The sequence below is a fragment of the Streptomyces sp. HmicA12 genome (assembly GCF_000373565.1).
GTDB lineage: Bacteria > Actinomycetota > Actinomycetes > Streptomycetales > Streptomycetaceae > Streptomyces.
The window spans coordinates 194,582-220,394 of sequence record NZ_KB891797.1 but is presented as its reverse complement, the minus strand read 5'-3'; the positions used below and the strand labels follow the sequence as shown (position 1 = coordinate 220,394).

Sequence of the window (25,813 nt, the reverse complement as noted above, 5' to 3'; positions counted from 1 at the left end):
TCGCGCAGTTCCCCGCGCCCCTGAGGCATGCGCTCCGCGCAGCCTCCCCTGGGCGAGCGGAGCTCGCTTCCAGGGGCGCGGGGAACTGCGCGACCGGCCCCCACCGGCCGTCGGTCGACCGTCGACCGTCGACCGTCGACCGTTCACAGCCCCTCGGCCAGCACCTCCGCGAGATGCCGACCGGCCCGCTCGCCGAGCTGATCCAACTGCGTCCGGCACGAGAAGCCGTCGGCCAGCACCACGTCACCCGGCCCCGCGGACCGCACCGCCGGCAGCAGTTGCTCCTCGGCGCAGGCCACCGACACCTCGTAATGCCCTTCCTCGAAGCCGAAGTTGCCCGCCAGGCCGCAGCAGCCGCCACTCAACTCGCCCGCGAGACCGGCCCGTTCCCGCAGCCTGCGATCCGCCGCGTCGCCGAGTACCGCGTGCTGGTGGCAGTGCGTCTGGCCCACGACCGGCCGGTCGACGCGCGGCGGGTCCCAGTCGGGGGCGAGCCGTTCGAGCGCCTCGGCGAAGGTGACCACCCGGTCGGCCAGGCGCCGGGCCCGCGGGTCGTCGGGGAGGAGTTCGGGCAGGTCGGAGCGGAGCGCGGCCGCGCAGGACGGCTCCAGGACGACGACGGGCACGCCCGCGTCGAGGACCGGCTCCATCGTCTCCAGCGTGCGCCGCAACACCGCACGGGCCGAGTCGAGTTGACCCGTGGACACGTACGTGAGGCCGCAGCAGACCTTGCCGCGCCGCCGCGGCACCGGCAGCGGCGCGATCCCGGCCGCCTCCAGGACCCGTACCGCCGCGTGGCCCACCTCCGGCGCCAGATGCTCCGTGAACGTGTCCGGCCACAGCGCGACCTTCGGCCCCGGGGTGGCACCTGCCCGCGGCCGCCACCCCGCGCTGAACGTCTTCCGGGCCACCTTCGGGATCCCGCGCTCCGCCGCGATCCCGCCGAGCCGCTTGCCGAGCCGGGCCAACACCCCCACTCCCGCGAGCGAGTTGGCGATGCCGGCCGTCCTCGTCGCGGCCACCAGGCGCAGCCAGCGCGGCAGCCACCCCATCGCGTAGTGCGCGGCGGGGCGGCGGCGCCCCTCGTAGTGGTGGTGGAGGAACTCCGCCTTGTACGTGGCCATGTCGACGCCCACCGGACAGTCGCTCTTGCAGCCCTTGCAGGACAGGCACAGGTCGAGCGCGTCCCGTACCTCCTCCGAGCGCCAGCCGTCGGTGACGACCTCCCCGGCGAGCATCTCGTGCAGCAGCCGGGCCCGGCCGCGCGTGGAGTGGGTCTCGTCGCCGCCGGTGGCCCGGAAGGACGGGCACATCACGCCGCTGCCCGAAGGGGCCTCCTCCACCCGGCACTTGGCGACGCCGACACAGCGCCGCACCGCCGCCGAGAAGTCGCCGCCGTCGTGCGGATAGCCGAAGACGACATCGACCGGCTCGCGCGGCAGCGGCGCGAACCGCAGGTTGTCGTCCAGGCGCGCGGGGCGCACCAGGGTCCCGGGGTTGAGGACGTCCGCCGGGTCCCACACGTCCTTGACCCTGCCGAACAGGCCCACGAGTTCGTCGCCGTACATCTTCGGCAGAAGCTCGGCCCGTGCGAGGCCGTCGCCGTGCTCGCCCGACAGCGAGCCGCCGTGCGCGACGACGAGCGCGGCCAGGTCCTCGGAGAAGCTCCGGAAGCGCGCGATGCCCGGCCCGGTCAGCAGGTCGAAGTCGATCCGTACGTGGATGCAGCCGTCGCCGAAGTGACCGTACGGGGTGCCGCGCAGCCCGTGCTCGGACAGCAGACTCCTGAAGTCGCGCAGGTACGGGCCCAGTTGGGCCGGGGGCACCGCGCAGTCCTCCCAGCCGGGCCACGCCTCGCTGCCGTCGGGCATCCGGGTCGCCGTGCCGGACGCGTCCTCCCGGATCCGCCACAGCGTCCGCTGCCCGGCCGGGTCGGCGACCACCAGGGCGTCCACGACGTCCGCCGCCCGCACGATCCGCTCGGCGGCGGCCCGGGCCTCGGCCGCCGTGGCGCCCCCGGTCTCCACGAACAGCCAGGCGCCGCCCTTGGGCAGGCCCGAGTCGGCCGGTACGAGGTCGGCGGCCATGCCCTCGACCGTGAGCGGCCCGTACGGCAGCAGGCCCGCCGCCGCCTCCGCGGCCGCGCTCTCGTCCGCGTACGCCAGGACGGCGAGGGCCTTCGCGGGCGGCGCCTCGACGAGCCGCACGGTCGCCTCCGTGACGAGGCCGAGGGTGCCCTCGGTGCCGCAGAAGAAGCGCGCGAGGTCGGTGCCGTTCTCGGGGAGCAGGGCGTCCACCGCGTAACCGGAGATGCGGCGCGGCAGCCCGGAGTACGGGGCGAAGCCGGTCCGGATCGTCGCCAACTCCCGCTCGACCAGCGCCCGCAGGCCCTCGGGCGCGCCGTCCCAGCCCTGCCCGAGCCGGTACGCGGAGCCGTCCGCGGCGGCCACGTCGAGCGCGGCGACGCTGTCGGCGGTGGTGCCCCAGGCCACGGAGTGCGAGCCGCACGAGTTGTTGCCGATCATGCCGCCGATCGTGCAGCGGCTGTGCGTGGACGGGTCGGGGCCGAAGCGCAGCCCGTGCGGGGCGGCGGCCGCCTGGAGCCGGTCGAGGACGACCCCGGGCTGGACGACGGCCGTTCGCGCCCCGGGGTCGAGGGCGACGATGCCGTTCATGTGGCGGGTGAAGTCGAGGACGAGGCCGGTGCCGGTCGCCTGCCCGGCGATGGAGGTGCCGCCGCCTCTGCCCACCACCGGCACCCCGCGCCGTCGGCACACCTCCAGGGCCGCGGCCACGTCGTCCCGGTCCCTGGGGGCCAGCACACCCAGCGGCACGCGGCGGTAGTTGGACGCGTCCATCGTGTTCAGGGCCCGCGCGGTGACGGAGAAGTCGACCCCGCCGCGCACGGACGCCCGCAGTTCCCGTTCCAGGCCGTCCAGATCATCCATGCCCTCCAGGATGCAGCCCTCAGGGGCCCCCGGCGCCACAGGACGTAGACCGATTTCTCACGATCCGGACCGCAACATTCCCAACTCGATCACCAACTCTCCTATAGTGACGTGAAATTGAGCACAGACTGTCGTTACCAAACATCAGCCCGCCCCTCCCCCCGAGGACCCGACCGATGACCGCGCCCACCCCCCTAGCGCCCGCACCGGCCCCAGTGCCCCCCGGGCCCGCCGGGGCGCCCCCGATACGCCCGGCCCTGCGCCCGGCCGCGCTCACCCTGCTGACCGCACTCGTCGCCACCGGCGCGCTCGCCGCGGGAGCGGTCGCTCTCGCGCCGGACTCGGTACGCGCCCCGCTCGCCTGGATCCTCGCCGGGACGGCGCTCGTGCTCTCCGCCACCGTCGGTTACGCCGCGCACGCCCGCAGGGCCGCCGAGCTGCTGAGCCGTCGCGTCACCGAGCAGCGGCACATCCTCGACCGCGGCGCCTCCGAACGCCTGCGTCTCGCCGCCCAGTTGTCCCACGAGCGGGACGCGCGGGCCGCGGACTCCGAGGAGTTCGCCGGGCAGCTGCGCAGCGCCCGCGCCGAGCGGGCCGCCGCCCTCGCCGCCTGCGCCAACGCGGCCGGGCGCATGCAGGCCCTGGCCACCGGCATGCTCGCCGACCTGCGCGAGATGGAACACCGGCACACCGACGAGGACGTCCTCGCCGACCTGCTCCACCTCGACCACCGCACCGCGCAGGCGGGCCGCCTCGCCGACTCGGTGGCCGTGCTGACCGGCGCCCGCTCGGGCCGCCGCTGGGCGCGGCCCATCGCCATGGAGTCGATCCTGCGCGGCGCGATGGGCCGCATCGGCGGCTACCAGCGGGTGCGCACGCACGGCGGCGGCACGACCGCCGTCGCGGGCCACGCCGCCGAGGGCGTCATGCACGTACTGGCCGAACTCCTCGACAACGCCGCGAACTTCTCGCCGCCGACCGCCGAGGTCCACGTCTACGTCGAGGAGGTCCCGGCGGGCGTCATCGTCTCCGTCGAGGACTCGGGGCTCGTGATGGGCGCGGTGCAGCTGCGCCGCGCCGAGCACGCGGTCTCCGGCGAGGCGGCCGGGCTCGGCGGTCTGTCCGGCACCCGGCTCGGCCTCGCCGTCGTCGGCAGGCTGGCCCGCAAGCACGGCCTGACGGTGTCGTTCCGTCCGTCGGCGCGCGGCGGCACCGGCGTCCTGCTGCTCATCCCGCAGGAACTGCTCTCGCGCGCGGCGGAAGGGGGCCGTACGCCCGGCCAGGCGGAGAGCTCGGCGCCCGCGACTTCGCCCGCCCCGGCTCCGGAAGCGCCGGCGGAGTCCGCGCCGTCACCGGAACCGGCCGCGCCGTCGGAGCCACTCGACTCCGAACTGACCCTCACCCTCTCGCCCGCGGCCGACCACGCCCGCGTACCGGCGCAGCCCACCACGGACGACGCCGCCCTCCCGGCGCGCGAGAAACCGCCCGTCGAGAGCACACTGCCCAAGCGGCGGCGCGGACGCACCCTCGCCGCAGCGCAGCGCGCCCAGGCCCGGGCCGCCGAAGCGGCCGAAGCCTCCGAACCCGCCGCCGAGGCGGACAACGAGTCCACCGGCTCCTTCCCGTCCCCCGCGGCCCGCTTCAGCAGCTTCCGGCAGGCCGTACGCACCGCTCCGGCGCCCGAGGCCCCGGAGCACCCCGAACACCCCGCACCCGCACATCCCGCACCATCCACGCAGGAAGGCGACACCTCCCATGACCGGGACCACGACCGGCGCTAGCCTGACCTGGCTGCTCGAAGGCCTCCTCAAGCGCACCCCTGGCACCCGGCACGCCCTGGTCCTGTCGCGCGACGGCCTGAAGCTGTGCCACACCCCCGAACTCTCCCCGGACCAGGCGGACCAGCTCGCCGCGATCGCCGCCGGCATCCAGGCCCTCGCGCACGGCGCCTCCGCCGAATTCGGCGACGGGAGCGGCGGGGTGCGCTCGGCGATGACCGAGTTCCACGGCGGCACCCTGTTCATCGTCGAGGCCGGTGAGGGCGCGCACCTCGCGGCGATCGCCACCGAGGACGCCGACGCGGGCCTCGTCGGGCACACCATGGTCGAGCTCGTCGAGCAGCTCGGCGAGCACCTGCGCGCCCTGCCGCGCGGCGAGGACCTCTCCCGCACCCCCACGGCGTCATGAGCCGCCCGGGCCGGGACGACGCCCCCGACCGGCTGTACACCCTCACCGGAGGGCGCAGCCGGCCGGCCGCCGACGTCTCCTTCGACCTGGTGTCGCTGGTCGTCGCCGAGTCGGACCCGGCGCCCGGCATGCCGTCCGAGCACGCCGCGATCCTGCGGATGTGCGCGCGGCCGACGGCCGTCGTGGAGGTGGCCGCCGAGCTGGGCCTGCCGGTGAGCATCGTGCGGATCCTGCTCTCCGACCTGCTGACGCAGGGCCGCATCGGCGCCCGCCATCCGCGCACCGTCCCCTCGCCCCACCACCTTCCCGATCCCGACATCCTGGAGCAGGTGCTCGTTGGACTCCGCAACCTCTGAACCGCCGAGCGGCCGACGGGAGTTGGCGGCCGGAGCCGACAACGGCCTGAAGGTCGTCATCGTCGGCGGCTTCGGCGTCGGCAAGACCACCATGGTCCGCTCGGTCAGCGAGATACGTCCCCTCAACACCGAGGAGACGATGACGCAGGCGGGGCAGGGCATCGACGACCTGGACGGGGTCGGCGCCAAGACGTCGACGACCGTGGCCTTCGACTTCGGCCGCATCACGCTCGACGCGCGCAACGTCCTCTACCTGTTCGGCGCCCCCGGCCAGGAACGCTTCTGGTTCCTGTGGGACCGGCTGTTCTCCGGCACGCTCGGCGCGGTCGTCCTCGTCGACACCCGCCGCCTGGAGGACTCCTTCTACGCGATCGACCGGCTGGAGCACCACCGCACGCCGTTCATCGTCGCCCACAACGACTTCGGCGGCCCGCCGCACACCCTGGAGCAGCTGCGCGAGGCCCTCGACCTCGACCCCGAGGTGCCGCTGGTGCAGTGCGACGCCCGCTCCAGGGAGTCCAGCAAGGGCGTGCTGATCTCGCTCGTGGAACACCTCAAGACGCTCTACGCCCCGCAGGCCGGCCGGCTGTCCGGTCCGCCGTCCAGTCAGCTGTACGTGCCTCAGGAGACCGCCCCGTGACAAGCCCCGGCTGCCCCGCGTCCGCGCACGGCCCCGCCCCCGTGCCGCTGTCCGGACCGCGGTTCGCCACCGAACCCGCCACGCTCTACCGGGAGATGCGCCGCGACCACGGCGCCGTCGCGCCCGTCGTCCTCGACGGCGACATCCCGGCGTGGCTGGTCCTCGGCTACCGCGAACTGCACCAGGTCACCGGCGATCCGGCGCTGTTCAGCCGGGACTCCGACCTGTGGAACCAGTGGGACGACATCCCGGCGGACTGGCCGCTGCTGCCGATGATCGGCCACAAGCAGCCGTCGATCCTCTACACGGTCGGCCAGCGGCACCGGAAGCGCGCCGCGATGGTCAGCCACGCCCTGGAGTCGGTCGACCCGTTCGAACTCAAGGAGCACGCCGAGCAGTTCGCGGACGAGCTGATCGACTCCTTCTGCGCCAAGGGCGAGACCGACATCATCGCGGACTACGCGATGATGCTGCCGGTCCGCGTCCTGGCCCGCATCTACGGCTTCTCCGACGAACAGGGACCGGGCCTGGTCACGGCCCTGAACGACATGATCGACGGCCGGGAGCGCGCCCTGGCGGGGCAGCAGCACCTGGCACGGTCGATGGTCGAGCTCATCGCCGCCAAGCACGCGAAGCCGGGCGACGACGTCGTCTCGTCCATGCTCCAGGACCCCTCGGGCTTCACGGACGAGGAGATCGCCCAGGACCTGATGGTGATGATGGCGGCCGGACACCAGCCCACGGCCGACTGGATCGGCAACTCGCTGCGCCTGATGCTGACCGACGACCGGTTCGCCGCGTCCCTGTTCGGCGGGCGGCACAGCGTCGCCGAGGCGATGAACGAGGTGCTGTGGGAGGACACCCCGACGCAGAACGTCGCGGGCCGCTGGGCCACCCGCGACACCCGGCTCGGCGACCGGCACATCCGGGCGGGCGACATGCTCCTGCTCGGCCTCGCCGCGGCCAACGCCGACCCCCAGGTACGCACCGACGCCTCGGTCCTGACCGGCGGCAACAACGCCCACTTCGCCTTCGGGCACGGTGAGCACCGCTGCCCGTTCCCGGCCCAGGAGGTCGCCGAGGTCATCGCGCGGACCGGCATCGAGGTCGTCCTCGACCGGCTCCCCGACATCGACCTGGCGGGACCGGCCGAGGCGCTGACCCGCCGCCCCTCGCCGTGGCTGCGCGGCCTGACCGATCTCCGGGTCCGCTTCACCCCGACGCCCGCCCTGTGACGCCGGTCCCGCCGTGACCGCCCCACCGTCGACGCCTCGCCGTGACGCCCCACCGTGACCGCCTTGCCGTGACGCCCGCTCTGCCGTGACGCCCGTCCTGTAACGACACATCCCCTGGAGCGCTCCCATGACGACATCCGCATCCGCCTGCCCGCACGCGTCCGCCGCCCGCATCCCCCTCGACCCCTTCGTCACCGACCTGGACGGCGAGACCGCCCGGCTGCTGGCGGCGGGCCCGCTCGCGGAGGTGGAGCTGCCCGGCGGCGTCCCGGTGTGGGCGGTCACGCACCACGCGGAGGCCCGCCAGCTCCTCACCGACAAACGCCTGGTGAAGGACATCGAGGTGTGGGGCGCCTGGCAGCGCGGCGAGATACCCGCCGACTGGCCGCTGATCGGCCTGGCGAACCCGGGCCGCTCGATGCTCACCGTGGACGGCGAGGACCACCGGCGGATGCGCGCCCTGGTCGCCCAGGCGCTGACCGTGCGCCGGGTGGAGCGGATGCGGGAGCGGATCACGGAGCTGACCGCGGGCCTGCTGGACAGGCTCCCGAAGGACGGCGCCGTCGACCTGAAGGCCGAGTTCGCCTACCCGCTGCCCATGTACGTGATCAGCGACCTGATGGGCATCGACGAGGCCGACCACCCGCGCCTGAAGGTCCTCTTCGACAAGTTCTTCTCCACGCAGACCCCGCCCGAGGAGGTCGTCGCGACGCTCGGCGAGCTCGCGGCGATGATGGGCGCGGTCGTCGCGGCCCGCCGCGAGGAGCCGGGCGACGACCTGACCAGCGCCCTGATCCAGGCCTCCGAGAACGGCGACCACCTCACCGACGCGGAGATCGTCTCCACGCTGCAGCTGATGGTCGCGGCCGGCCACGAGACGACCATCTCGCTCATCGTCAACGCGGTCGTGAACCTCTCCGCCCACCCCGACCAGCTGGCCCTCGTCCTCGACGGCGGGGCGACCTGGGAGCAGGTCGTCGAGGAGACCCTGCGCTACGCGACCCCGACCTCGCACGTCCTGATCCGGTTCGCCGCCGAGGACGTCCAGGTCGGCGAGCAGACCATCAAGCAGGGCGAGGCGCTGATCGTCTCCTACGGCGCCATCGGCCGCGACGAGCAGGCGCACGGCCCGACCGCCGACTCCTTCGACATCACCCGCACCTCGCCGACCCGGCACATCTCCTTCGGCCACGGCCCGCACGTGTGCCCCGGCGCCGCGCTGTCCCGCCTGGAGGCCGGGGTGGCGCTCCCGGCGCTGTACGCCCGCTTCCCCCAGCTGCGGCTCGCGGTCGAGCCGGGCGAGCTGCGCAACAAGCCGGTGGTGACGCAGAACGACCTGTTCGAGCTGCCGGTGGTGCTGGGCGGCTGACCGCGCCGACCGCGTCGTCCGCGGAACCGTAGATCACTACAAGTCCACGGGCCGGAGAAGTCGTCTCATCGAACGGACACGTTTCCGTCCGGTTTCACCGAGGAGATACCCTCCGGCTCGTGGCTGAGATCCAGATTCCCGCTGACATCAAGCCCGCCGACGGACGTTTCGGCGCGGGCCCCTCCAAGGTGCGGACGGAAGCGCTGGACGCGCTGGCCGCCACCGGTACCTCCCTGCTCGGCACCTCCCACCGCCAGGCCCCGGTCAAGAACCTGGTCGGCCGGGTGCGCGACGGGGTCAAGGACCTGTTCTCCCTCCCCGAGGGCTACGAGGTCGTCCTCGGCAACGGCGGCTCGACCGCGTTCTGGGACGTGGCGACGCACGGCCTGATCGAGAACAAGTCGCAGCACCTGAACTTCGGCGAGTTCTCGTCCAAGTTCGCCAAGGCGTCCAAGCTCGCCCCGTGGCTGGCCGAGCCGACCGTCATCTCCTCGGACCCGGGCACGCACCCGGAGGCCGTGGCCGAGGCCGGCGTCGACGTGTACGGCCTGACCCACAACGAGACCTCCACCGGTGTCGCCGCGCCGATCAAGCGCGTCGCCGGTGCGGACGCCGGGTCCCTCGTCCTGGTGGACGCCACCTCCGGCGCGGGCGGCCTGCCGGTCGACATCGCCGAGACGGACGTCTACTACTTCGCCCCGCAGAAGTCCTTCGCCTCCGACGGCGGCCTGTGGATCGGCGTCTTCTCCCCGGCCGCGATCGAGCGCGCCGAGCGCGTCCACGCGTCCGGCCGCCACGTCCCGGAGTTCTTCTCGCTGCCGACGGCGATCGACAACTCCCGCAAGAACCAGACGTACAACACCCCGGCGCTCTCCACGCTCTTCCTGCTCGCCGAGCAGCTGGACTGGATCAACGGCCAGGGCGGTCTGGCCTGGTCGACGGCGCGCACGAAGGACAGCTCGACCCGCCTGTACTCGTGGGCCGAGGAGTCGAAGTACGCGACGCCGTTCGTCACGGACGCCGCGAAGCGCTCGCAGGTCATCGGCACCATCGACTTCGCGGACGAGATCGACGCCGCCGCGGTCGCCAAGGTGCTCCGCGCCAACGGCATCGTCGACACCGAGCCGTACCGCAAGCTGGGCCGCAACCAGCTCCGCATCGCGATGTTCCCGGCGATCGACCCGGCGGACGTCCAGGCCCTGACGGCCTGCGTCGACTACGTCATCGGCCAGCTCTAAAGCCCCGTCAGGGGCGCGGGGAACTGCGCGAGCGACCCACGACAAGCCGCGGACGCCTCTGCTCATCGACCGAGCAGAGGCGTCCGCGGCTTTCGTCGCGGCTCCGCCGCGGGGCACGAGAAGCCCCACCGGCCCGCACCCGGCGAACTACCGGCGAGGCTTGCGCAGCAGCCGCCCGACCCCGATGACGACGATCAGCACGGCCGCGGCCCCGACGGCCCCCGCCTTCCCGGTGAACCCGCCGTCGTCGCCACCGTCGTCACCGGACGCCGAACCCCCGCCCCCGCCGGAGGCATCCGCGCCCTCGACCTCCACCGGCTGCACGGAGCTGCCCCGGCCCTCGCTCCCGTAGAGCAGGGTCCTCCCGTCGAGGGTGTACGTCACGGACTCGCCCTGCGGCTGCATCGGAACGCTCAACTGCCCTTGCCGTTTCGGCTTTCCGTCGTTCCAGGAGTACGCGACGCCGCCGAAGTAGCCGCGCACGGCGAGCTGTTCGCCGTCCGGCGAGAAGGCGGCGTCGGTGGCCCACAGGTCGATGTCGCCGATGCGCCGGAAGGTGTTCGTGGCGGACGGGTCGAGGGTGCTCGGGCCCTCGTAGAGTCCGCCGCCGTCCTCGCCCTTCTCGATGATGTAGACCCGCCCGGTCTTCGGGTGGACCATCAGCGCCTCGGCGTTGCGCGGCCCGTCCGCGTACTTCACGACGTACTGCGTGGCCCGCACGGTCTGGTCGACGAGCTTCTTCGGCTCGGGCAGCTTGTAGATCCACACGTGGTCCCACTTGCCGCCGAGGTTGTCGCCGATGTCGCCGACGTAGAGGTTCCCGTCGGGGCCGACCGAGATCGCCTCGACGTCGCGCGGGGCCCCGACCCCGGTGAGGGTGATCGTGGCGACGGTCTTTCCCGTGCGCCCGTCGACGGCGAACAGGAAGGCCCCGTCGTCGCTGTCGTTGTGGGTCCAGTAGATGCCCGGGTGGGCGCGGGAGGCGGCGAGGCCGCTGGACTCCGTGATCCGCGGATCCTGGAGGGTGAAACCGGAGGAGCCCACGGAAGGCGAGTCGGCCGCGGCGGCGGGGACGACGGCGCCGAGGGCGAGGACGACTGCGGCTCCGGCCGCACCCAGATACGAACGCATGGCCCCAGCTTGCCAGGCGTGTCTCGTGTCACACGCACGCGGCCCGGGCGATCGACGATGATGAGCGGATGCTCAGGTTCATGTTCGTCGGCGACAGCCAGACCATCGGCAGCGCCGGGGAGCACACCTGGCGCCACCGCTTCTGGTGCCACCTCCGATCCTGTTCCGTGGACGGCGGGTTCGCGGTCGTCGGCCCCCGCGAGACGCTCTACGACAAGACGGCCGACGCCCCCACGTCGATGGCGTACGCGGACCCCGGCTTCCCGCGCCACCACCTCGCCGGCTGGGGCGAGGGCTGGCTGCACATGGCGCCGGTCGTCGCCGACGCGGTGCGCGCCTGCGGCCCGGACGTCCTCCTGGTCAACCTGGGCCTCATCGACCTCGGCTTCTACACGGACGCCGAGCAGACCGCGGCGAACACCCGCCGCTTCATCGCCGAGGCCCGCACCGCGAACCCGGCGGTCCGCATCGTCCTGCTCCCGGTGATCCCGAACATCCGGGCCGAGACGGACGCGCCGTTCGCCGCCGAGGTCGCGCACTTCAACACCCTGCTCGCGAAGACGGTCGCGGACCTGTCCGAGCCCCGCTCGCCGCTGCTCCTCGCCTCGGCCCCGGAGTCGTACGACATCCACCACGACACGTACGACGGCACGCACCCGAACGCGTCCGGCGAGCACAAGCTGGCCGCCGCCTTCGCGGACGCGCTGCACCAGGCGTGGGGCGTCGGCGGGCCCTACGACCACGGTCACGTGCCCCAACCCGCTTGCTAGGGTGCGCCGATGCCGACGATCAGAGAAATCCAGGTCACCTTCGACTGCGCCGAGCCCGAGCGCGTCGCCGCCTTCTGGTGCGAGGCCCTGGGGTACGTCCTACCGGAGTCCGCCCGGGGCGAGAGCACATGGTCCGCCTGTGTCGACCCCACGGGCGAGGGCCCGCGCCTCTACTTCCAGCGCGTGCCCGAGGGCAAGACCGTCAAGAACCGGGTGCACCTCGACGTGCGGGCCGGCACCGGGCTCGTGGGCGACGAGCGCCTGGCCACCCTGGAGGCCGAGAGCGCACGCCTGGTGGCCCTCGGCGCGACGCACGTACGGACGCTGTACGCCGACGAGGAGAACGAGTCCTGCATCGTGATGCAGGACGTCGAGGGCAACGAGTTCTGCCTCGACTGAGCCGCGCCGGACAGCCTCTGGCCGCGCCACCGGCTCACCGCGAACCCGGCACCGGCCCGCCGGATCTCCGCGGCCCCGGGCCCGGGGAAGTGCGCGGGGATCACCAACTCGCGCTCGTCGGACGCCCGTTGCAGGACGCGTACGCGCGGCCGCGCTCCTGGCCACCCGTGCGGGCGTGTCCCGCGCCACCCTGGGCCGCCGGTTCACCGCTCTGGTGGGCCGGCCCCCGATGGCGTACCTGACGTGGTGGCGGATGATCCGCGCCGCCACCCTCCTGCGCACGGCGGACGCGCCCCTGGAGTCGGTGGCCCGGCAGGTCGGCCACGGCTCGCCGTACGCCCTCCCGCACGCCTTCCGCCGGGAGTTCGGAACGACACCGGGGAGATACCGGGCACTTGCCTAGAGCGCACTCCACGTCCTTGGCTTAGCAGTCATGAAGTACACGCAGCTCGGACGCACGGGACTCAAGGTCAGCCGGCTCGTCCTCGGCACCATGAACTTCGGTCCGCAGACCGACGAAGCCGTCAGCCACGCCATCATGGACGCGGCGCTGGCCAGCGGCATCAACTACTTCGACACCGCCAACGTGTACGGCTGGGGCGAGAACAAGGGCCGCACCGAGGAGATCATCGGCACCTGGTTCGCGAACGGCGGCGGCCGCCGCGACCAGACCGTCCTCGCCACCAAGGTCTTCGGCAACATGGCCGCCGACGGCGACGCCTGGCCCAACCACGACCGGCTCTCCGCGGTGAACATCCGCCGCGCCGTCGACGCCTCGCTCAAGCGCCTGCAGACCGACTACATCGACATCTACCAGTTCCACCACATCGACCGCCGGACGCCGTTCGACGAGATCTGGCAGGCGATCGACGTCCTGATCCAGCAGGGCAAGATCCTGTACGCGGGCTCGTCCAACTTCCCCGGATACAAGATCGCCCAGGCCAACGAGATCGCCGCCCGGCACGGCCGCGTCGGCCTCGTCAGCGAGCAGTGCCTCTACAACCTGGCCGAGCGCCGCGCCGAGATGGAGGTCATCCCGGCCGCGCAGGAGTACGGCCTCGGGGTCATCCCGTGGTCCCCGCTGCACGGCGGACTGCTCGGCGGTGTGCTCAAGAAGGAGTCCGAGGGCAAGCGCCGCAAGGACGGCCGCAGCGCGAGCGCCCTGGAGAACACCAAGGTGCGCGACCAGGTCCAGGCGTACGAGGACCTGCTCGACAAGCACGGCATCGAGCCCGGCGAGGCGGCCCTGGCGTGGCTGCTGACCCGTCCGGGCGTCACGGGCCCGATCGTCGGCCCGCGCACGCAGGAGCAGCTGGACTCGGCACTGCGCGCGGTCGAGCTGGAGCTGAGCGAGGAGCTCCTGACCGGCCTCGACGAGATCTTCCCGGGTCCCGGGCCGTCGCCGGAGGCCTTCGCCTGGTGACCACGGGTGCGGCGGCCGCCGGGCGCTACTTGCCCACGGCCGCCGCCACCCCCACCACGACGAACATCAGCACAAGCACACCGGCCATGATCCGGTTCCGCGTCTTCGGGTCCACGCGTCGAGCCTAACGCGCACCCGTGAGCTTCCGGCCGCCGACCTTCTCGTAGCGGAGCCGGCCCCGGCCCCTACGGAACGGGGCCGGGCGAAAACGCCCGGCCCCGCCCACAGCACCCGCGATCAAGCGACCGCGGCCACCGGCACGGCCTCCCGCGGCACGAACTGCACATGCCGCTCCCCGCGCCGCAGATCGACCTTGAGGCGCAGGTTCGCCGCGCGGGCCAGCATCAGTCCGACGCCGACCGCCGCCGAGGCGCAGATCAGGCCGCCCAGCATGAAGCTGACCCGCACCCCGTACTGGTCGGCGAGCCACCCGAAGAGCGGGCCGCCCAGCGGCGTACCGCCGGTGAACACCATCATGAACAGCGACATGACGCGGCCGCGCATCTCCGGGTCCGTGCCCATCTGGACCGTGGAGTTGGCCGTCACGTTGACGGTGAGGCCGAGGATGCCGAGCAGCACGATCAGCGGCGCGAACGCCCAGACGCCCGGCGCCCACGCGGCCAGGACCTCCAGGGTGCCGAAGCCGATCGCCGCACCCACCAGGACCCGCAGCCGGGTCGAGCGGCGGCGGGCCGCGAGCAGCGCGCCGGCCAGCGAGCCGAGCGCCATCAGCGTGTTGAACAGGCCGTACTGGCCGACCCCGCCGTGGAACACGTCGTCGGCGTACGCGCTCAGCCAGATCGGGAAGTTGAAGCCGAAGGTGCCGACGAACCCGACGAGCACGATCGGCCAGATCAGCTCGGGGTGCCGCGACACGTACCGCAGGCCTTCCTTCAGCTGGCCCTTGCCGCGCGGGGCCCGCTTGTTCTCGTGCAGCTCCCGCGTCCGCATCAGCGTCAGGCAGGTGAGCGGCGCCAGGAAGGACAGGCCGTTGGCGAGGAACGCCCAGCCGGGGCCGACGGCGGCGGTCAGCGCGGAGGCGACGGCGGGGCCGATGAGGCGCGCGGACTGGAAGTTCGCGGAGTTCAGGGACACCGCGTTGCGGACCTGGTCGGGGCCCACCATCTCGGAGACGAAGGACTGCCGGGTCGGGTTGTCGACGACGGTGACCAGACCCGTGAAGAAGGCGGCCACGTAGACGTGCCAGACCTGTACGTTGCCGGACAGGGTCAGCGCGGCGAGGAACAGGCCGGACAGGCTCATCGCGCCCTGGGTGCAGAAGAGCAGGCTCCGCTTGGCGAACCGGTCGGCGATCACACCGCCGTACAGCCCGAAGAGCAGCATCGGCAGGAACTGCATCGCCGTCGTGATGCCGACGGCGGCGGACGAGCCGGTGATGGACAGCACCAGCCAGTCCTGGGTGATGCGGGCCATCCAGGTGCCGGTGTTCGAGATGACCGCCCCGGTCGCGAACAGCCGGTAGTTGCGTACCTTCAGGCTGGCGAACATCGAGGTCTTACGCCCGGAGCCCGGGGAAGTAGGGATAGGTGCGGGGGCGGAGTCTGCTCCGGATCCCGTACTCAAAGTGGGTTCGCCTCCTCGGCGGTCGGCTCAGCGACGTGGCAGGTGTTCAGCGGCAGGTGTTCACAGGTGGGCGAGCTTCTCCAGGACGGGCGCGGCCTCGCGGAGCTTGGCCCACTCGTCCTCGTCCAGGCCGTCGACCAGGCCGGCCAGCCACGCGTTCCGCTTGCGGCGGGACTCGGCGAGCATGGCCTCGGCCCGCTCGGTCGACGTGACGACCTTCTGTCGGCGGTCCTCGGGGTGAGGCTCCAGCCTGACCAGTCCCTTGGCCTCCAGGAGCGCGACGATGCGGGTCATCGACGGCGGCTGGACGTGCTCCTTGCGGGCCAGTTCACCCGGCGTCGCGGAGCCGCATCCGGCCAGGGTGCCGAGCACCGACATCTCGGTGGGGCTCAGCGATTCGTCGACCCGCTGGTGCTTGAGTCGGCGTGACAGGCGCATCACTGCGGAGCGCAGAGAGTTCACGGCGGCGTCGTCGCCATGGGAGAGGTCCGGCATGTTCGTTAGAGTAACTCATTACTGTTCCTAACTACTACCGGATACGGCCCCTCTGCCCGTGATCCCCACCACGGAACCCTCTGGCCACCTTCTCGTCACTCAAACGAGTGAGCCGGATCCGGAAAGTGACACGATCGGACGCATCGCCCCGCGACCCTGTTCGCATGGGATCGACAGTGCTCAGCCTGCGGATAGACGGTGAGCTGCTCGACCGGCTCAAGGGGCATGCCGCGAAAAGGGGAATGAGCGTCCAGGACTATGTGGTCCGGACGCTCATTCGGGATGACTTCGACGAACGCTTCAAGACGTCGGTCGAGGAGACGGAGAGGTTCTACGGGGCGGCCTGAGCCGCCCCGCACCACCGGATCACGTCAGGCCGAGAGCCGGCATCAGGTAGTAGAAGGCGAAGACGCCCGACACGGCGTACATCGCGGCCGGCACCTCCTTGGCCCGGCCGGCGACCACGCGCAGCACGGTGAAGGTGATGAAGCCCATGCCGATGCCGTTCGTGATCGAGTACGTGAACGGCATCATCAGCATGGTGACGAAGGCCGGGATGGCGACCGTCCAGTCGTCCCAGTCGATGGCACGGATGCCGCCGGACAGGATCAGGAAGCCGACCGCGAGCAGGGCCGGGGTGGCCGCCTGGGACGGGACCATCGTGGCGATCGGCGTGAGGAACAGCGCGACCGCGAAGAGGCCACCGGTGACGACGTTGGCGAGACCGGTGCGGGCGCCCTCGCCGACACCGGCCGTGGACTCCACGAAGCAGGTGGTGGCGGAGGAGGACGAGGCGCCGCCGGCGGCGACCGCGATGCCGTCGATGAAGAGCACCTTGTTCATGCCGGGCATCTGACCGTTCTCGTCGGTCAGATGCGCCTCGTCGCTGATGCCCATGATCGTGCCCATGGCGTCGAAGAAGCACGACAGCAGCACGGTGAAGACGAAGAGAACACCGGTCAGGATCCCGACCTTCTCGAAGCCGCCGAACAGGCTGACGTCACCGACGAGCCCGAAGTCCGGGGTGGAGACGGGGTTGCCGGGCCACTTCGGGGTGGTCAGTCCCCAGGAGGGCACCTTGGCGACGGCGTCGATGACCACCGCGGCGACCGTCATCACGACGATCGAGATCAGGATGGCGCCGGGCACCTTGCGCACGAGCAGCGCCAGGGTCAGCAGCACGCCGATGACGAAGATCAGCACCGGCCACCCGTTCAGGTGACCGTCGGCGCCGAGCTGCAGCGGCACGGTGGTGTGGGCGGCGTCCGGGATGCGCGAGACGAAACCGGAGTCGACGAGACCGATCAGCATGATGAACAGGCCGATACCGATCGCGATGCCCTTGCGCAGGCTGAGCGGCACGGCGTTCATCACGCGCTCGCGCAGGCCGGTGGCGACCAGGATCATCACGACGAAGCCCGCGAGGACGACCATGCCCATCGCGTCCGGCCAGGACATGCGCGGGGCGAGCTGCAGGGCGACGACGGTGTTCACGCCGAGGCCGGCCGCGAGCGCGATCGGCACGTTGCCGATGACACCCATGAGCAGCGTGGTGAAGGCGGCGGTGAGCGCGGTCGCGGTGACCAGCTGACCGTTGTCGAGCTGGTGCCCGTACATGTCCTTCGCGCTGCCGAGAATGATCGGGTTCAGCACGATGATGTAGGCCATCGCGAAGAACGTGGCGAAGCCACCGCGGATCTCACGGGGAACCGTCGAGCCGCGCTCGGAGATCTTGAAGTAGCGGTCGAGCCCGTTCTTCGGGGGCTGCGGGGGCTCTTCGTTGACATCGACCGGGGCGGTGGTCGAAGTGGACATGGATGACCTCAGCGGTATTCAGCAGTGCTCAGCGGGCAGGGATGTGATCAAGTCTGGTCGTCGCGTGATCACCAACAGGTTTCCCCGACGTTTCTGTTGGTGTTTCGTACGAACAGAAGTAGCCAGTCTCAGGCCGTTTCAGTATGAACATATGAGGCCGAAATCGCTATCTCCGCGCGTAGACCCTTGGTATACGGGGGCCGCGAGTGGTTTCGGAGGTGTCGTTAAGCTGTGCACATGGCGAAGTGGACACCGAAGCATGAGGCGCCGGAACCCCTTGAGGGCCCGGTCGTAGCCACCATCCAGGGCGGCACGATCCTGTGGTTCGTCCTCTTCCTCGTACAGCTGCCGTTCTACGGCTCGTACGCCGACCACGACCGCACCTGGTGGATCTGGACCTGCCTGGCCGGCGCGGGCCTCGGCCTGATCGGCATCTGGTACGTCCGCGGCCGTGACGCCGCGCTGAAGCGGGCCGCGGCCACGTCCGAGGGTGGCGCGACCGTCTCCGAGTGACGCTCGGTGGGGGCTTCTCGCGCAGTTCCCCGCGCCCCTGAGGCATGCGCTGCGCGCAGCCTCCCCTGGGCGAGCGGAGCTCGCTTCAGGGGCGTGGGGAACTGCGCGAGAAGCCCCCACCGAACCGCACCCGCCAGGCCCCGTACGACCCCGGTACGACCCACGTCCTCCCCAGGTCGGATAAAGCACCGCTCAAGGGGTGAACCCCCCGATCCACCCGTACCGTCGGAGACATGACGCACATCGACGCGGGCGCCGAACTGGACCCGGTGCACCCCGTCCCCCTGCCGTCCCGGGCGACGGGCCTGACCCGCGCCGAGGTCGCCGAGCGCAAGCGGCGGGGCGAGGTCAACGACGTCCCGGTGCGCAGCTCCCGCTCCCTGTCGGAGATCGTCCGCGCCAACGTCTTCACCCGGTTCAACGCCATCATCGGCGTGCTCTGGCTGATCATGCTGGCCGTGGCGCCGTTCCAGGACAGCCTCTTCGGCTACGTGATCCTGGCCAACACCGGCATCGGCATCATCCAGGAGTGGCGGGCGAAGAAGACCCTCGACTCGCTCGCCGTCATCGGCGAGGCGAAGCCGACCGTGCGGCGCGACGGGGTCGCGGCCCAGGTCTCCACCTCCGAGATCGTGCTCGGGGACCTGATCGAGATCGGCCCCGGCGACAAGATCGTCGTGGACGGCGCCTGCGCCGAGGCCGACGGCCTGGAGATCGACGAGTCGCTGCTGACCGGTGAGGCCGACCCGGTGGTCAAGCAGCCGGGCGACCCGGTGATGTCGGGCTCGTTCGTGGTCGCGGGCGGCGGCGCGTTCACCGCGACGAAGGTGGGCCGCGAGGCGTACGCGGCCCAACTGGCCGAGGAGGCGAGCCGGTTCACGCTCGTCCAGTCGGAGCTGCGCAGCGGCATCTCCACGATCCTCAAGTACGTGCAGTGGATGATGATCCCGACCGCGATCGGTCTGGTCGTCAGCCAGCTCGTGGTCAAGGAGAACAACTTCAAGGACTCCGTCGCCCGCACCGTGGGCGGCATCGTCCCGATGGTCCCCGAAGGGCTCGTGCTCCTCACCTCCGTCGCCTTCGCGATCGGCGTCATCCGGCTCGGCCGGAAACAGTGCCTGGTGCAGGAGCTCCCGGCCATCGAGGGCCTGGCCCGGATCGACACCGTCTGCCTCGACAAGACGGGCACGCTCACCGAGGGCGGCATGGACGTCGCCGAACTGCGCACGCTCGGCGGCGGCGACGAGACGTACGTACGGAAGGTCCTCGGCGCGCTCGGCGAGTCCGACCCGCGGCCGAACGCGTCGCTGCAGGCCGTCATCGACGCCTACCCGGACGGCGAGGAGTGGCGCTGCACCGAGTCACTGCCGTTCTCGTCGGCCCGCAAGTACAGCGGCGCGACCTTCAACGAGGACGACAAGACCAGCAGCGCCTGGCTGCTCGGGGCGCCCGACGTGCTGCTGCCCGAGGGCGACCCGGCGCTCGCCGAGATCGACGGGCTGAACCGGCAGGGCCTGCGGGTGCTGCTGCTCGCCCGCGTCACCAAGGCCCCCGGGAACCTCGCCGACCCGGCGGTGAAGGACAGTGCCGAACCGGCCGCCCTCGTCGTCCTCGAACAGCGGCTGCGCCCCGACGCCGCCGACACCCTGCGCTACTTCGCCGAGCAGGACGTCAAGGCGAAGGTCATCTCGGGCGACAACGCGGTGTCGGTCGGTGCGGTGGCCGCCAAGCTCGACCTGCCCGGCGCCGAGAACACGGTCGACGCCCGTACGTTGCCCACGGAGCAGGCGGCGATGGCGGACGCGCTGGACGAGGGCACGGTGTTCGGCCGCGTCACCCCGCAGCAGAAGCGGGAGATGGTGGGAGCGCTCCAGTCGCACGGCCACACGGTCGCCATGACGGGCGACGGCGTGAACGACGTACTGGCGCTGAAGGACGCCGACATCGGCGTCTCGATGGGGTCGGGGTCGGAGGCCACCCGGGCGGTCGCCCAGATCGTGCTGCTCGACAACTCGTTCGCGACGCTCCCTTCGGTGGTCGCCGAGGGACGCCGCGTCATCGGCAACATCACGCGCGTGGCGACCCTGTTCCTGGTGAAGACCGTCTACTCGGTGCTGCTCGCGCTGCTCGTGGTCTGCTTCCAGGTCGAATACCCGTTCCTGCCGCGGCACTTGACGCTGCTGTCGACGCTGACGATCGGCGTCCCCGCGTTCTTCCTCGCGCTCGCGCCCAACAAGGAGCGCGCGAAGCCGCACTTCGTGAAGCGCGTGATGCGGTACGCGATCCCGGGCGGGGCCGTGGCGGGCGTCGCGACGTTCGTGATGTACATGGTGGCCCGGCACTACTACACGGGCTCGGGCGCACTCGACGCGGAGACCAGCGCGGCGACGCTCACACTGTTCCTGATCTCGATGTGGGTGCTCGCCATCGTCGCCCGCCCCTACACGTGGTGGCGGGTGTGCCTGGTGGCGGCGATGGGACTGGGCTTCCTGCTGGTCCTCGTCGTCCCGTGGCTGCAGGACTTCTTCGCGCTGAAGCTGGTCGGCGACGTGATGCCGTGGACGGCGGTGGGCGTCGCGGTGGCGGCGGCGGCCTTCCTGGAGTTCCTGTGGAAGTGGGTCGACCGCCGCTTTCCCGTCTGACTCCGGCTCAGAGCCAGCCCTTCTTGCGCACGAAGCCGAAGGTCGCGAGGGCGGTGAGCAGCACCGTGCCGAGCAGGACCGGCAGGGCGTAGAAGTTGTCGAAGCCGTACTCGTCGAGGTGGACGAAGTTGGCGCCGGGGATGGCCGCGAAGGTCGACGGGATGACGAACATCAGGGTCATCGCCGTGAGCCTGCGGTTCTCGACCGTGGAGGTCACCTGCTCCTCGGTGAGCGTGTTGAGCCGCTCCATGTCCCGGTTGAAATCGCGCAGTTCGTCGCGGATCTCGGTGAGCAGGGCGATGGCCTCGGCGTCGTGCCGAAGCGCCTGGGTGTTCTGGGTGTTCTGGGTGTTCAGCGTCATGGTTCTTCTCTGCTTTCTGCATGCATGTGAAAAGTGCAGCGAAAGCGCGACGACGCGGGGCTACGGACTCAGAGCGAGCCGGAGGTCGAGGCGACGCGGTGCTGCGGGGAAGGGCAAGGGCAACTCGGACTGTGGTCCATGGCGGATCGCCTCCTCTCGGCCGGCCGTGCTGCGTTCAGGTCGTGATGACGACGTTAACAGCCGCTTTATGCCTGTACGGGAGCAAGAAGCCCCTGAGCCCCGGGACCAAGGTCCCGGGGCTCAGGGGCTGACGGAGCGTCAGTACTGCTTCACCACATGCCTACTTCACGTCGACGAAGTCACTGGTCGACGTGACGGCCGGGGTCGTGGACGTACCCGCGAACTTGTAGCGGAAGTAGCCGTCGGCGGACGCCTTCACCGTGGTCTTCAGGTTGCCCTTGGAGTCCGAGGTGACGGTCTTGAGGGTGGTGTACGTGCTGGAGGACTTCTTGCGGTACTGGAGCGTCACCTTCTGCACGGTGTAGCCCGCGTACTTGCTGGTGTCCCAGTTGGCACGCGTCAGGGCGCCGGTGACCGTGAGGGTCTTGCCCTTCGTGATCGGCTCCGGGGAGGCGTTGGTGCTCAGGCGGGCGTAGCGCTGGAGAGCGACCTTCGTGGCGACGCCGTCCTGCACGGCGATGCCGACCTTGTTCCAGTCGACGTCGTCCACGTCACCGTTGAGGTCCTCGCCGTTGGGCGCGATGGCGACGCCCTCGGCCGTCCACTTGGCGCCCGCGTCGCTGTTGTACAGCTCGTCCTTCGGGGTGACGGTGAGCGTGTCCGTGCAGGTGGCGGTCGAGGTGTAGACCGTGCAGGTCGGGCCGTTGGTGGCGAGGTAGTTGCCGTCGGTGGAGCTGTTCCAGTACAGGTCGACGCCGAGGACGAAGTCGGCGGCGAAGATGCCCGGGTCGGAGCCGAAGGCGACGTTGTAGGTGACCGGGACGGTGACCTTGTTGGTCGTGCCGACGACGATCGGCTTGCCCTTGTTGACCTTGACGCCGGAGAACGACACGTCGAGGGCGTAGGCGTCGGACGGGTCCGGGGCGAGGGCGCGCGCGGTGGCCTTCGGGGCGGCACTCGGGGCGTGCTGGCGGGCGAGCTCGACCAGGGACTTCTGGGCGAGGCCCGCGCCGTCCCAGCCGCTGTCGGCCTGCGCGGCCGGAACGGCGAACGCGGTGAGAGCCAGGGCGCCGGAAACCGTCACGGCGGCCGCGGTGGCACGAATGCGCATGTGTTCTCCATGGTGGAGAAGGGGATCCACGGTGCAGTTGCCGTCACGCGGGTCCCAAGTGGTCTAGGAGTCTGTTGACTCGCGGTGTAGACCCGTGAAGGGCGCGACCGGTTGTACGGGAATCAACCGCCGAGGTGTGACATGCCTCTCCCTGCCAAAAGGGAACCCGCGGGCCGCAAAAAGCCTCCGCGGGTCCCCCGGGCCCCTCAGTCGAACCAGCGGTCCCGGGCCAGCTCCGCCGTCCGGGACGGATCCTCCAGCAGCGCCGCGACCTCGAAGCGGCGCGGCCACTGCCCCGCCGCCCAGGCGAGCCCCGCGGCGACCCCCTCCAGGGTCGCGGCATGGACCACCCCGTCACCGGTGCGCCGCCAGTCGACCTCGACGTCCCCCGCGTACAGCTCCTCGTACTCGACGTACGAGGCCGGGGTCGCCGCCCCGAGGAGCGTGCGCACGGAGTCGGGCACGGGGTGCTCGGTGGCGTCCGCGCCGGTCGGCTCGGCCTCGACGGCGGTGCTGAGGCGGCGCACCTGGAACAGCTCGGCGAGCTCGGCCGCGCGCGCCGGGGCGACCGGCAGCAGCGGCCGCCCGTCGGCGAGCGGGATCAGGTCGGGCGCGTCGGCGACCAGCGCGTCGGCGGCGTCGACCACGACGACCTCGCCGTCCCGCACGGCCCGCACCTCGTCGGGCAGCGTGACCTGTTCGGGGTCGAGGGCGGCCAGCCTGCCGTAGAGGGCGTGGAGTTGGGCCGCTCCGACGGGCCGCTCCGGGTCGGCGAGCCGGTCGAGGAGTTCGGCGGCGCCGCCCGGCTCGTCGAGGAGTGCGGCGACGGAGGTGCGGACGCCGAGGGCGCGCAGGACCTGTTCGTCGTCGAAGCCGCCGGCGTCGGCGGGTTCGTAGAGCCCTTCGAGCAGCGGGTCGCCGCCCGCCGCGCGCAGACCGGCGGGGCGGCGCCCGTCGAGGACCGGGTTCCCGCGCAGCCACCAGGCGGTGTACGGGCGGACCAGCTCGTGCGTGCCGTCGGGGAGCAGGACGCGGACGGGCTGGGTGAGCGCGTCGCGCAACGGCGGCCGGGCCAGCAGGGCGAGCGCCTCGGGCCACCGGTCCTCGTCGACCAGGTCGAGATCGCGTACGGCGACGAGCTCGGTGGCGACGGGCGGCACGGGCGTCTCGGGCAGCCGGTCGATGACGTCCTCGCACCACACGTCGACGGCGTCGAGCAGCCCCGCGTCGTCGGGCTCGGGGAAGTCGCTGTCGCGCGGGTCGAGTTCGTCCGGGTCGAGGACCACGTCGGTCGCGCGGACCAGGGCGAAGGTGGCGAGCACCCCGCAGGCGACGAGCGGCTGCTCGCCCCAGCGCTCGGCCAGCTCCTCGTCGACGTACGGGAGTTCACCCTCGCGGACGACGGAGGCGAGCGGGCTGCCGGGGAGGATCAGTTCGGCGGCGGGCGCGAGTTCGCCGTCCTCGTCGGGCAGGGCGAGGGCGCCGAGCCACGGTTCGTCGCCCGCGTCGAGGTGGGCGTCGCGCGCGAGGGTGAGGACGATGTCCGCCAACTCGTCGGCGCCGAGCGAGCTTTCGTCGTCCCAGGCGGGCTCGTCGTCGAGCGAGGCGGCGACGGCCGTGCGCACCTGCGGCGTGGTGAGGATCGCGCGGGGCGTGGCGGGCAGGGCGCCGAGCTTCTCCAGGAGCGGGTGGGCGGCGTCCGCGTGGGCGACCTTCAGGCCGAGCCGGGCGAGCGCGTCGCCGGGGACCGCGGTGGCCCCGGCGGTGGGCAGCAGGACCTGGCGCGGGCCGATGGTGGTGCGGCCCCCGGCGAGCGGCACGGGCAGCCCGCTGAGCCGGTCCGGGTCGACGCCGGCGAGGGACTCGTACAGGCTCCGCCACCAGCCGGGCTCCTTCTCCAGGCCGGCCAGCCGGTCGACCGCCTCGGTCAGCGGGACCCGGGCGACGCCGAGCGTGCGCAGTTCGACGCGGCGTTCGAGTCCGGCGGGCAGCAGGCTCGGCAGCACCTCGGCGAGGACCCGCACGGTGTCGGCGCCCGCGCCCTCGACGACCTCCGCGTCCCGGGGCTTCAGGGCGTCGGGCCGGTCCTCGCCGCCCGCGACGGCCGGGGGCAGGAAGGGGGTGCGGGGCAGCCGCTCCAGGATCGCGGCGCGCAGCGCTCCGTCCAGCTCGCTCTTGCCGAGCGCCCCGGGGACCAGGTCGAGGATGCCGGGGCCCACCGGCCGCCAGGCTTCGAGCAGTTCGGCGTAGGCGTCGGCGGCGCGCTGCACCAGGTGGTCGGCGAGCGGGCCCGGCGCGACGTGCCGGCGTGCGGTGTCCAGCGGGAACGAGCCGATGAGCAGCGCGGGTACGCCGAGGGCCTCGTCGCTCGGGGTGGGCGCGTGCAGGACGGGGGCGCTGCGCGGCGCCGCGGGGGCGCCGTCGCCGTCGACCGGGACGGCCCAGGTGATGGACCAGTGCGGGCGCAGGCGCTCCTCGACGGGGCGGTCGGCGAGCAGCTCGGCGCTCAGCGCGCCCTGGTGGCTGACGGTGCGCCAGCGCAGCTCGGCGGGCTCACGGGCGTCGTCCGTGACGACGGTGTACGGGCCCCCCTCCAGCACGGCGCGGCGGCGCAGCGTGCGCGTACCGGACTCGGTGGTGACGGTGACCTCGACGAGCCCCGGCAGGGCGAGCAGCAGCGTGTCGTCGACCGCGTCGAGCAGCCTGGCCGCGAGCGCCTCGGCGGCGGCGTCCCGCAGCGGCAGGATCACGACGGTGTCGTACGCGTCCGGGGCCTGCCCCTCGGCCGCGAACGGGAGCCTCAGCAGCGGCACATGACCGTCGCGGCGGCGCAGCTCGTCACCGAGGGCGGGGCTGTGCCGGGCGGTCTCCGCGGCGGCGATCCGGGCCTCGCCGAGCGACCAGCGGACGCCGCCGGTGCGGCCGACGACGGCGGGTTCGTCGGACACCGCGAGCACGGCGGCGAAGCCGACGCCGAAGCGGCCCACGGCGGTCTCCGTGTCGCCGCGCTTGGCGGAGGCGCGCAGCGTGGACAGCGACTCGACGCCGGTCGCGTCCAGCGGGGCGCCGGTGTTCGCGGCGGCGAGCACGCCGTCCTTCAGGGTGAGGGCGAGGCGGCCCTCCGCTCCGGCGCGGGCCGCCGCGTCCGCGGCGTTCTGGGCGAGTTCGACGACCAGGCGGTCCCGGTAGCCGCCGAGGGCGAGGTCCTCCTCGGCGTTGGCGTCCTCACGGAACCGGGCGGCACTGCTCGCCCAGGCGTCCAGCACACCCCGCCGCAGTCTGGCGGTGCCGAACGGGTCGATGCCCTCCGGTGCCGGCTTGCTGACGCTCACGGGTGTCTCCCTCTGGGCCGCTGAAACGATCGGCCCGCACCGTATCGCGGCTCATGGCCTGCCAGGCGAGGGTGCGTTGCCGGGTGCGGGCCCGGTGGGGCTTCTCGCGCAGTTCCCCGCGCC

Annotated in this window: 21 protein-coding genes and 1 pseudogene; 14 read left to right on the top strand and 8 right to left on the bottom strand. The window is 72.1% G+C overall.

All coding sequences use genetic code 11. The features are described from left to right. Positions 1 to 143: 143 nt before the first annotated feature. Positions 144 to 2,948 (bottom strand): FAD-binding and (Fe-S)-binding domain-containing protein, encoded by a 2,805-nt coding sequence (locus tag B072_RS0101120; protein WP_018528088.1) that lies wholly within the window; start codon positions 2,946 to 2,948, stop codon positions 144 to 146. A 176-nt stretch (positions 2,949 to 3,124) separates the two neighbouring features. Between B072_RS0101120 and B072_RS0101115 the strand changes: the two genes are divergently transcribed. From B072_RS0101115 to serC, 7 genes are all read left to right on the top strand, one after another. Further along, the gene (locus tag B072_RS0101115; RefSeq protein ID WP_078506241.1) at positions 3,125 to 4,729 is read left to right on the top strand and encodes a sensor histidine kinase; all 1,605 of its coding nucleotides are present in this window, start codon (positions 3,125 to 3,127) and stop codon (positions 4,727 to 4,729) included. Next, entirely contained in the window at positions 4,704 to 5,135 is a 432-nt protein-coding gene (locus B072_RS0101110; RefSeq protein WP_018528086.1) for a roadblock/LC7 domain-containing protein, read from the top strand. The genes B072_RS0101115 and B072_RS0101110 overlap by 26 nt, the downstream gene beginning before the upstream one ends. Further along, complete coding sequence (locus B072_RS0101105) at positions 5,132 to 5,491, top strand: DUF742 domain-containing protein (RefSeq protein WP_018528085.1); 360 nt, start codon at positions 5,132 to 5,134, stop codon at positions 5,489 to 5,491. Before B072_RS0101110 ends, B072_RS0101105 begins: the two co-directional genes overlap by 4 nt. Next, positions 5,472 to 6,131: a GTP-binding protein gene (locus tag B072_RS0101100; RefSeq protein ID WP_078506240.1), complete on the top strand. Its 660-nt coding sequence runs from the start codon at positions 5,472 to 5,474 to the stop codon at positions 6,129 to 6,131. Before B072_RS0101105 ends, B072_RS0101100 begins: the two co-directional genes overlap by 20 nt. Further along, the gene (locus B072_RS0101095; RefSeq protein WP_018528083.1) at positions 6,128 to 7,366 is read left to right on the top strand and encodes a cytochrome P450; all 1,239 of its coding nucleotides are present in this window, start codon (positions 6,128 to 6,130) and stop codon (positions 7,364 to 7,366) included. The genes B072_RS0101100 and B072_RS0101095 overlap by 4 nt, the downstream gene beginning before the upstream one ends. 127 nt (positions 7,367 to 7,493) lie before the next feature. Further along, positions 7,494 to 8,735 carry a cytochrome P450 family protein gene (locus B072_RS0101090; protein WP_018528082.1) on the top strand — a complete coding sequence of 414 codons (1,242 nt, stop codon included), beginning with the start codon at positions 7,494 to 7,496 and terminating at the stop codon, positions 8,733 to 8,735. A 119-nt stretch (positions 8,736 to 8,854) separates the two neighbouring features. Further along, complete coding sequence (gene serC / locus B072_RS0101085) at positions 8,855 to 9,973, top strand: phosphoserine transaminase (RefSeq protein ID WP_018528081.1); 1,119 nt, start codon at positions 8,855 to 8,857, stop codon at positions 9,971 to 9,973. A 147-nt stretch (positions 9,974 to 10,120) separates the two neighbouring features. On the opposite strand, the gene B072_RS0101080 is transcribed toward serC, so the two are convergent. After that, entirely contained in the window at positions 10,121 to 11,104 is a 984-nt protein-coding gene (locus tag B072_RS0101080; protein WP_018528080.1) for a hypothetical protein, read from the bottom strand. Between the two features lie 68 nt (positions 11,105 to 11,172). On the opposite strand from B072_RS0101080, the gene B072_RS0101075 reads away from it, so the two are divergent. The 4 genes and pseudogenes from B072_RS0101075 to B072_RS0101060 all read left to right on the top strand — a co-directional run bounded on the left by B072_RS0101075 (position 11,173) and on the right by B072_RS0101060 (position 13,696). Then, a complete protein-coding gene (locus tag B072_RS0101075) occupies positions 11,173 to 11,874 on the top strand; it encodes an SGNH/GDSL hydrolase family protein (RefSeq protein ID WP_018528079.1) in 702 nt (233 codons plus the stop codon). A 9-nt stretch (positions 11,875 to 11,883) separates the two neighbouring features. Beyond that, the gene (locus tag B072_RS0101070) at positions 11,884 to 12,273 is read left to right on the top strand and encodes a VOC family protein (protein ID WP_018528078.1); all 390 of its coding nucleotides are present in this window, start codon (positions 11,884 to 11,886) and stop codon (positions 12,271 to 12,273) included. 157 nt (positions 12,274 to 12,430) lie between these two features. Further along, positions 12,431 to 12,676, top strand: a pseudogene (locus tag B072_RS0101065) (helix-turn-helix transcriptional regulator); the annotation flags it as partial. A 30-nt stretch (positions 12,677 to 12,706) separates the two neighbouring features. After that, positions 12,707 to 13,696, top strand: coding sequence for an aldo/keto reductase (locus B072_RS0101060; RefSeq protein WP_018528076.1), 990 nt, complete (start codon positions 12,707 to 12,709; stop codon positions 13,694 to 13,696). A gap of 237 nt (positions 13,697 to 13,933) precedes the next feature. Here B072_RS0101060 and B072_RS0101050 read toward each other — a convergent pair whose 3' ends face one another. Together B072_RS0101050 and B072_RS0101045 are read right to left on the bottom strand one after the other, a co-directional pair. Then, on the bottom strand, positions 13,934 to 15,280 hold the full coding sequence (locus tag B072_RS0101050; RefSeq protein ID WP_026245338.1) for an MFS transporter: 1,347 nt from the start codon (positions 15,278 to 15,280) through the stop codon (positions 13,934 to 13,936). Between the two features lie 60 nt (positions 15,281 to 15,340). Then, positions 15,341 to 15,775, bottom strand: coding sequence for a MarR family winged helix-turn-helix transcriptional regulator (locus B072_RS0101045; protein WP_018528073.1), 435 nt, complete (start codon positions 15,773 to 15,775; stop codon positions 15,341 to 15,343). Positions 15,776 to 15,939: 164 nt separating this feature from the next. Here B072_RS0101045 and B072_RS46100 point away from each other — a divergent pair, with 164 nt between their 5' ends. Then, positions 15,940 to 16,122 carry a ribbon-helix-helix protein, CopG family gene (locus B072_RS46100; protein WP_078506238.1) on the top strand — a complete coding sequence of 61 codons (183 nt, stop codon included), beginning with the start codon at positions 15,940 to 15,942 and terminating at the stop codon, positions 16,120 to 16,122. Between the two features lie 19 nt (positions 16,123 to 16,141). Here B072_RS46100 and B072_RS0101035 read toward each other — a convergent pair whose 3' ends face one another. After that, complete coding sequence (locus tag B072_RS0101035; protein WP_018528071.1) at positions 16,142 to 17,590, bottom strand: NCS2 family permease; 1,449 nt, start codon at positions 17,588 to 17,590, stop codon at positions 16,142 to 16,144. Between the two features lie 237 nt (positions 17,591 to 17,827). Here B072_RS0101035 and B072_RS0101030 point away from each other — a divergent pair, with 237 nt between their 5' ends. Further along, positions 17,828 to 18,103, top strand: a complete 276-nt coding sequence (locus B072_RS0101030) for a DUF2530 domain-containing protein (RefSeq protein ID WP_018528070.1) — start codon at positions 17,828 to 17,830, stop codon at positions 18,101 to 18,103. Between the two features lie 233 nt (positions 18,104 to 18,336). Beyond that, on the top strand, positions 18,337 to 20,745 hold the full coding sequence (locus B072_RS0101025) for an HAD-IC family P-type ATPase (RefSeq protein ID WP_018528069.1): 2,409 nt from the start codon (positions 18,337 to 18,339) through the stop codon (positions 20,743 to 20,745). A 7-nt stretch (positions 20,746 to 20,752) separates the two neighbouring features. On the opposite strand, the gene B072_RS0101020 is transcribed toward B072_RS0101025, so the two are convergent. From B072_RS0101020 to B072_RS0101010, 3 genes are all read right to left on the bottom strand, one after another. Further along, positions 20,753 to 21,106 (bottom strand): hypothetical protein, encoded by a 354-nt coding sequence (locus B072_RS0101020; protein ID WP_018528068.1) that lies wholly within the window; start codon positions 21,104 to 21,106, stop codon positions 20,753 to 20,755. A 301-nt stretch (positions 21,107 to 21,407) separates the two neighbouring features. Next, positions 21,408 to 22,358, bottom strand: a complete 951-nt coding sequence (locus B072_RS0101015) for a hypothetical protein (RefSeq protein WP_018528067.1) — start codon at positions 22,356 to 22,358, stop codon at positions 21,408 to 21,410. Between the two features lie 206 nt (positions 22,359 to 22,564). After that, positions 22,565 to 25,690, bottom strand: a complete 3,126-nt coding sequence (locus B072_RS0101010) for a sacsin N-terminal ATP-binding-like domain-containing protein (RefSeq protein WP_018528066.1) — start codon at positions 25,688 to 25,690, stop codon at positions 22,565 to 22,567. Positions 25,691 to 25,813 lie beyond the last annotated feature (123 nt).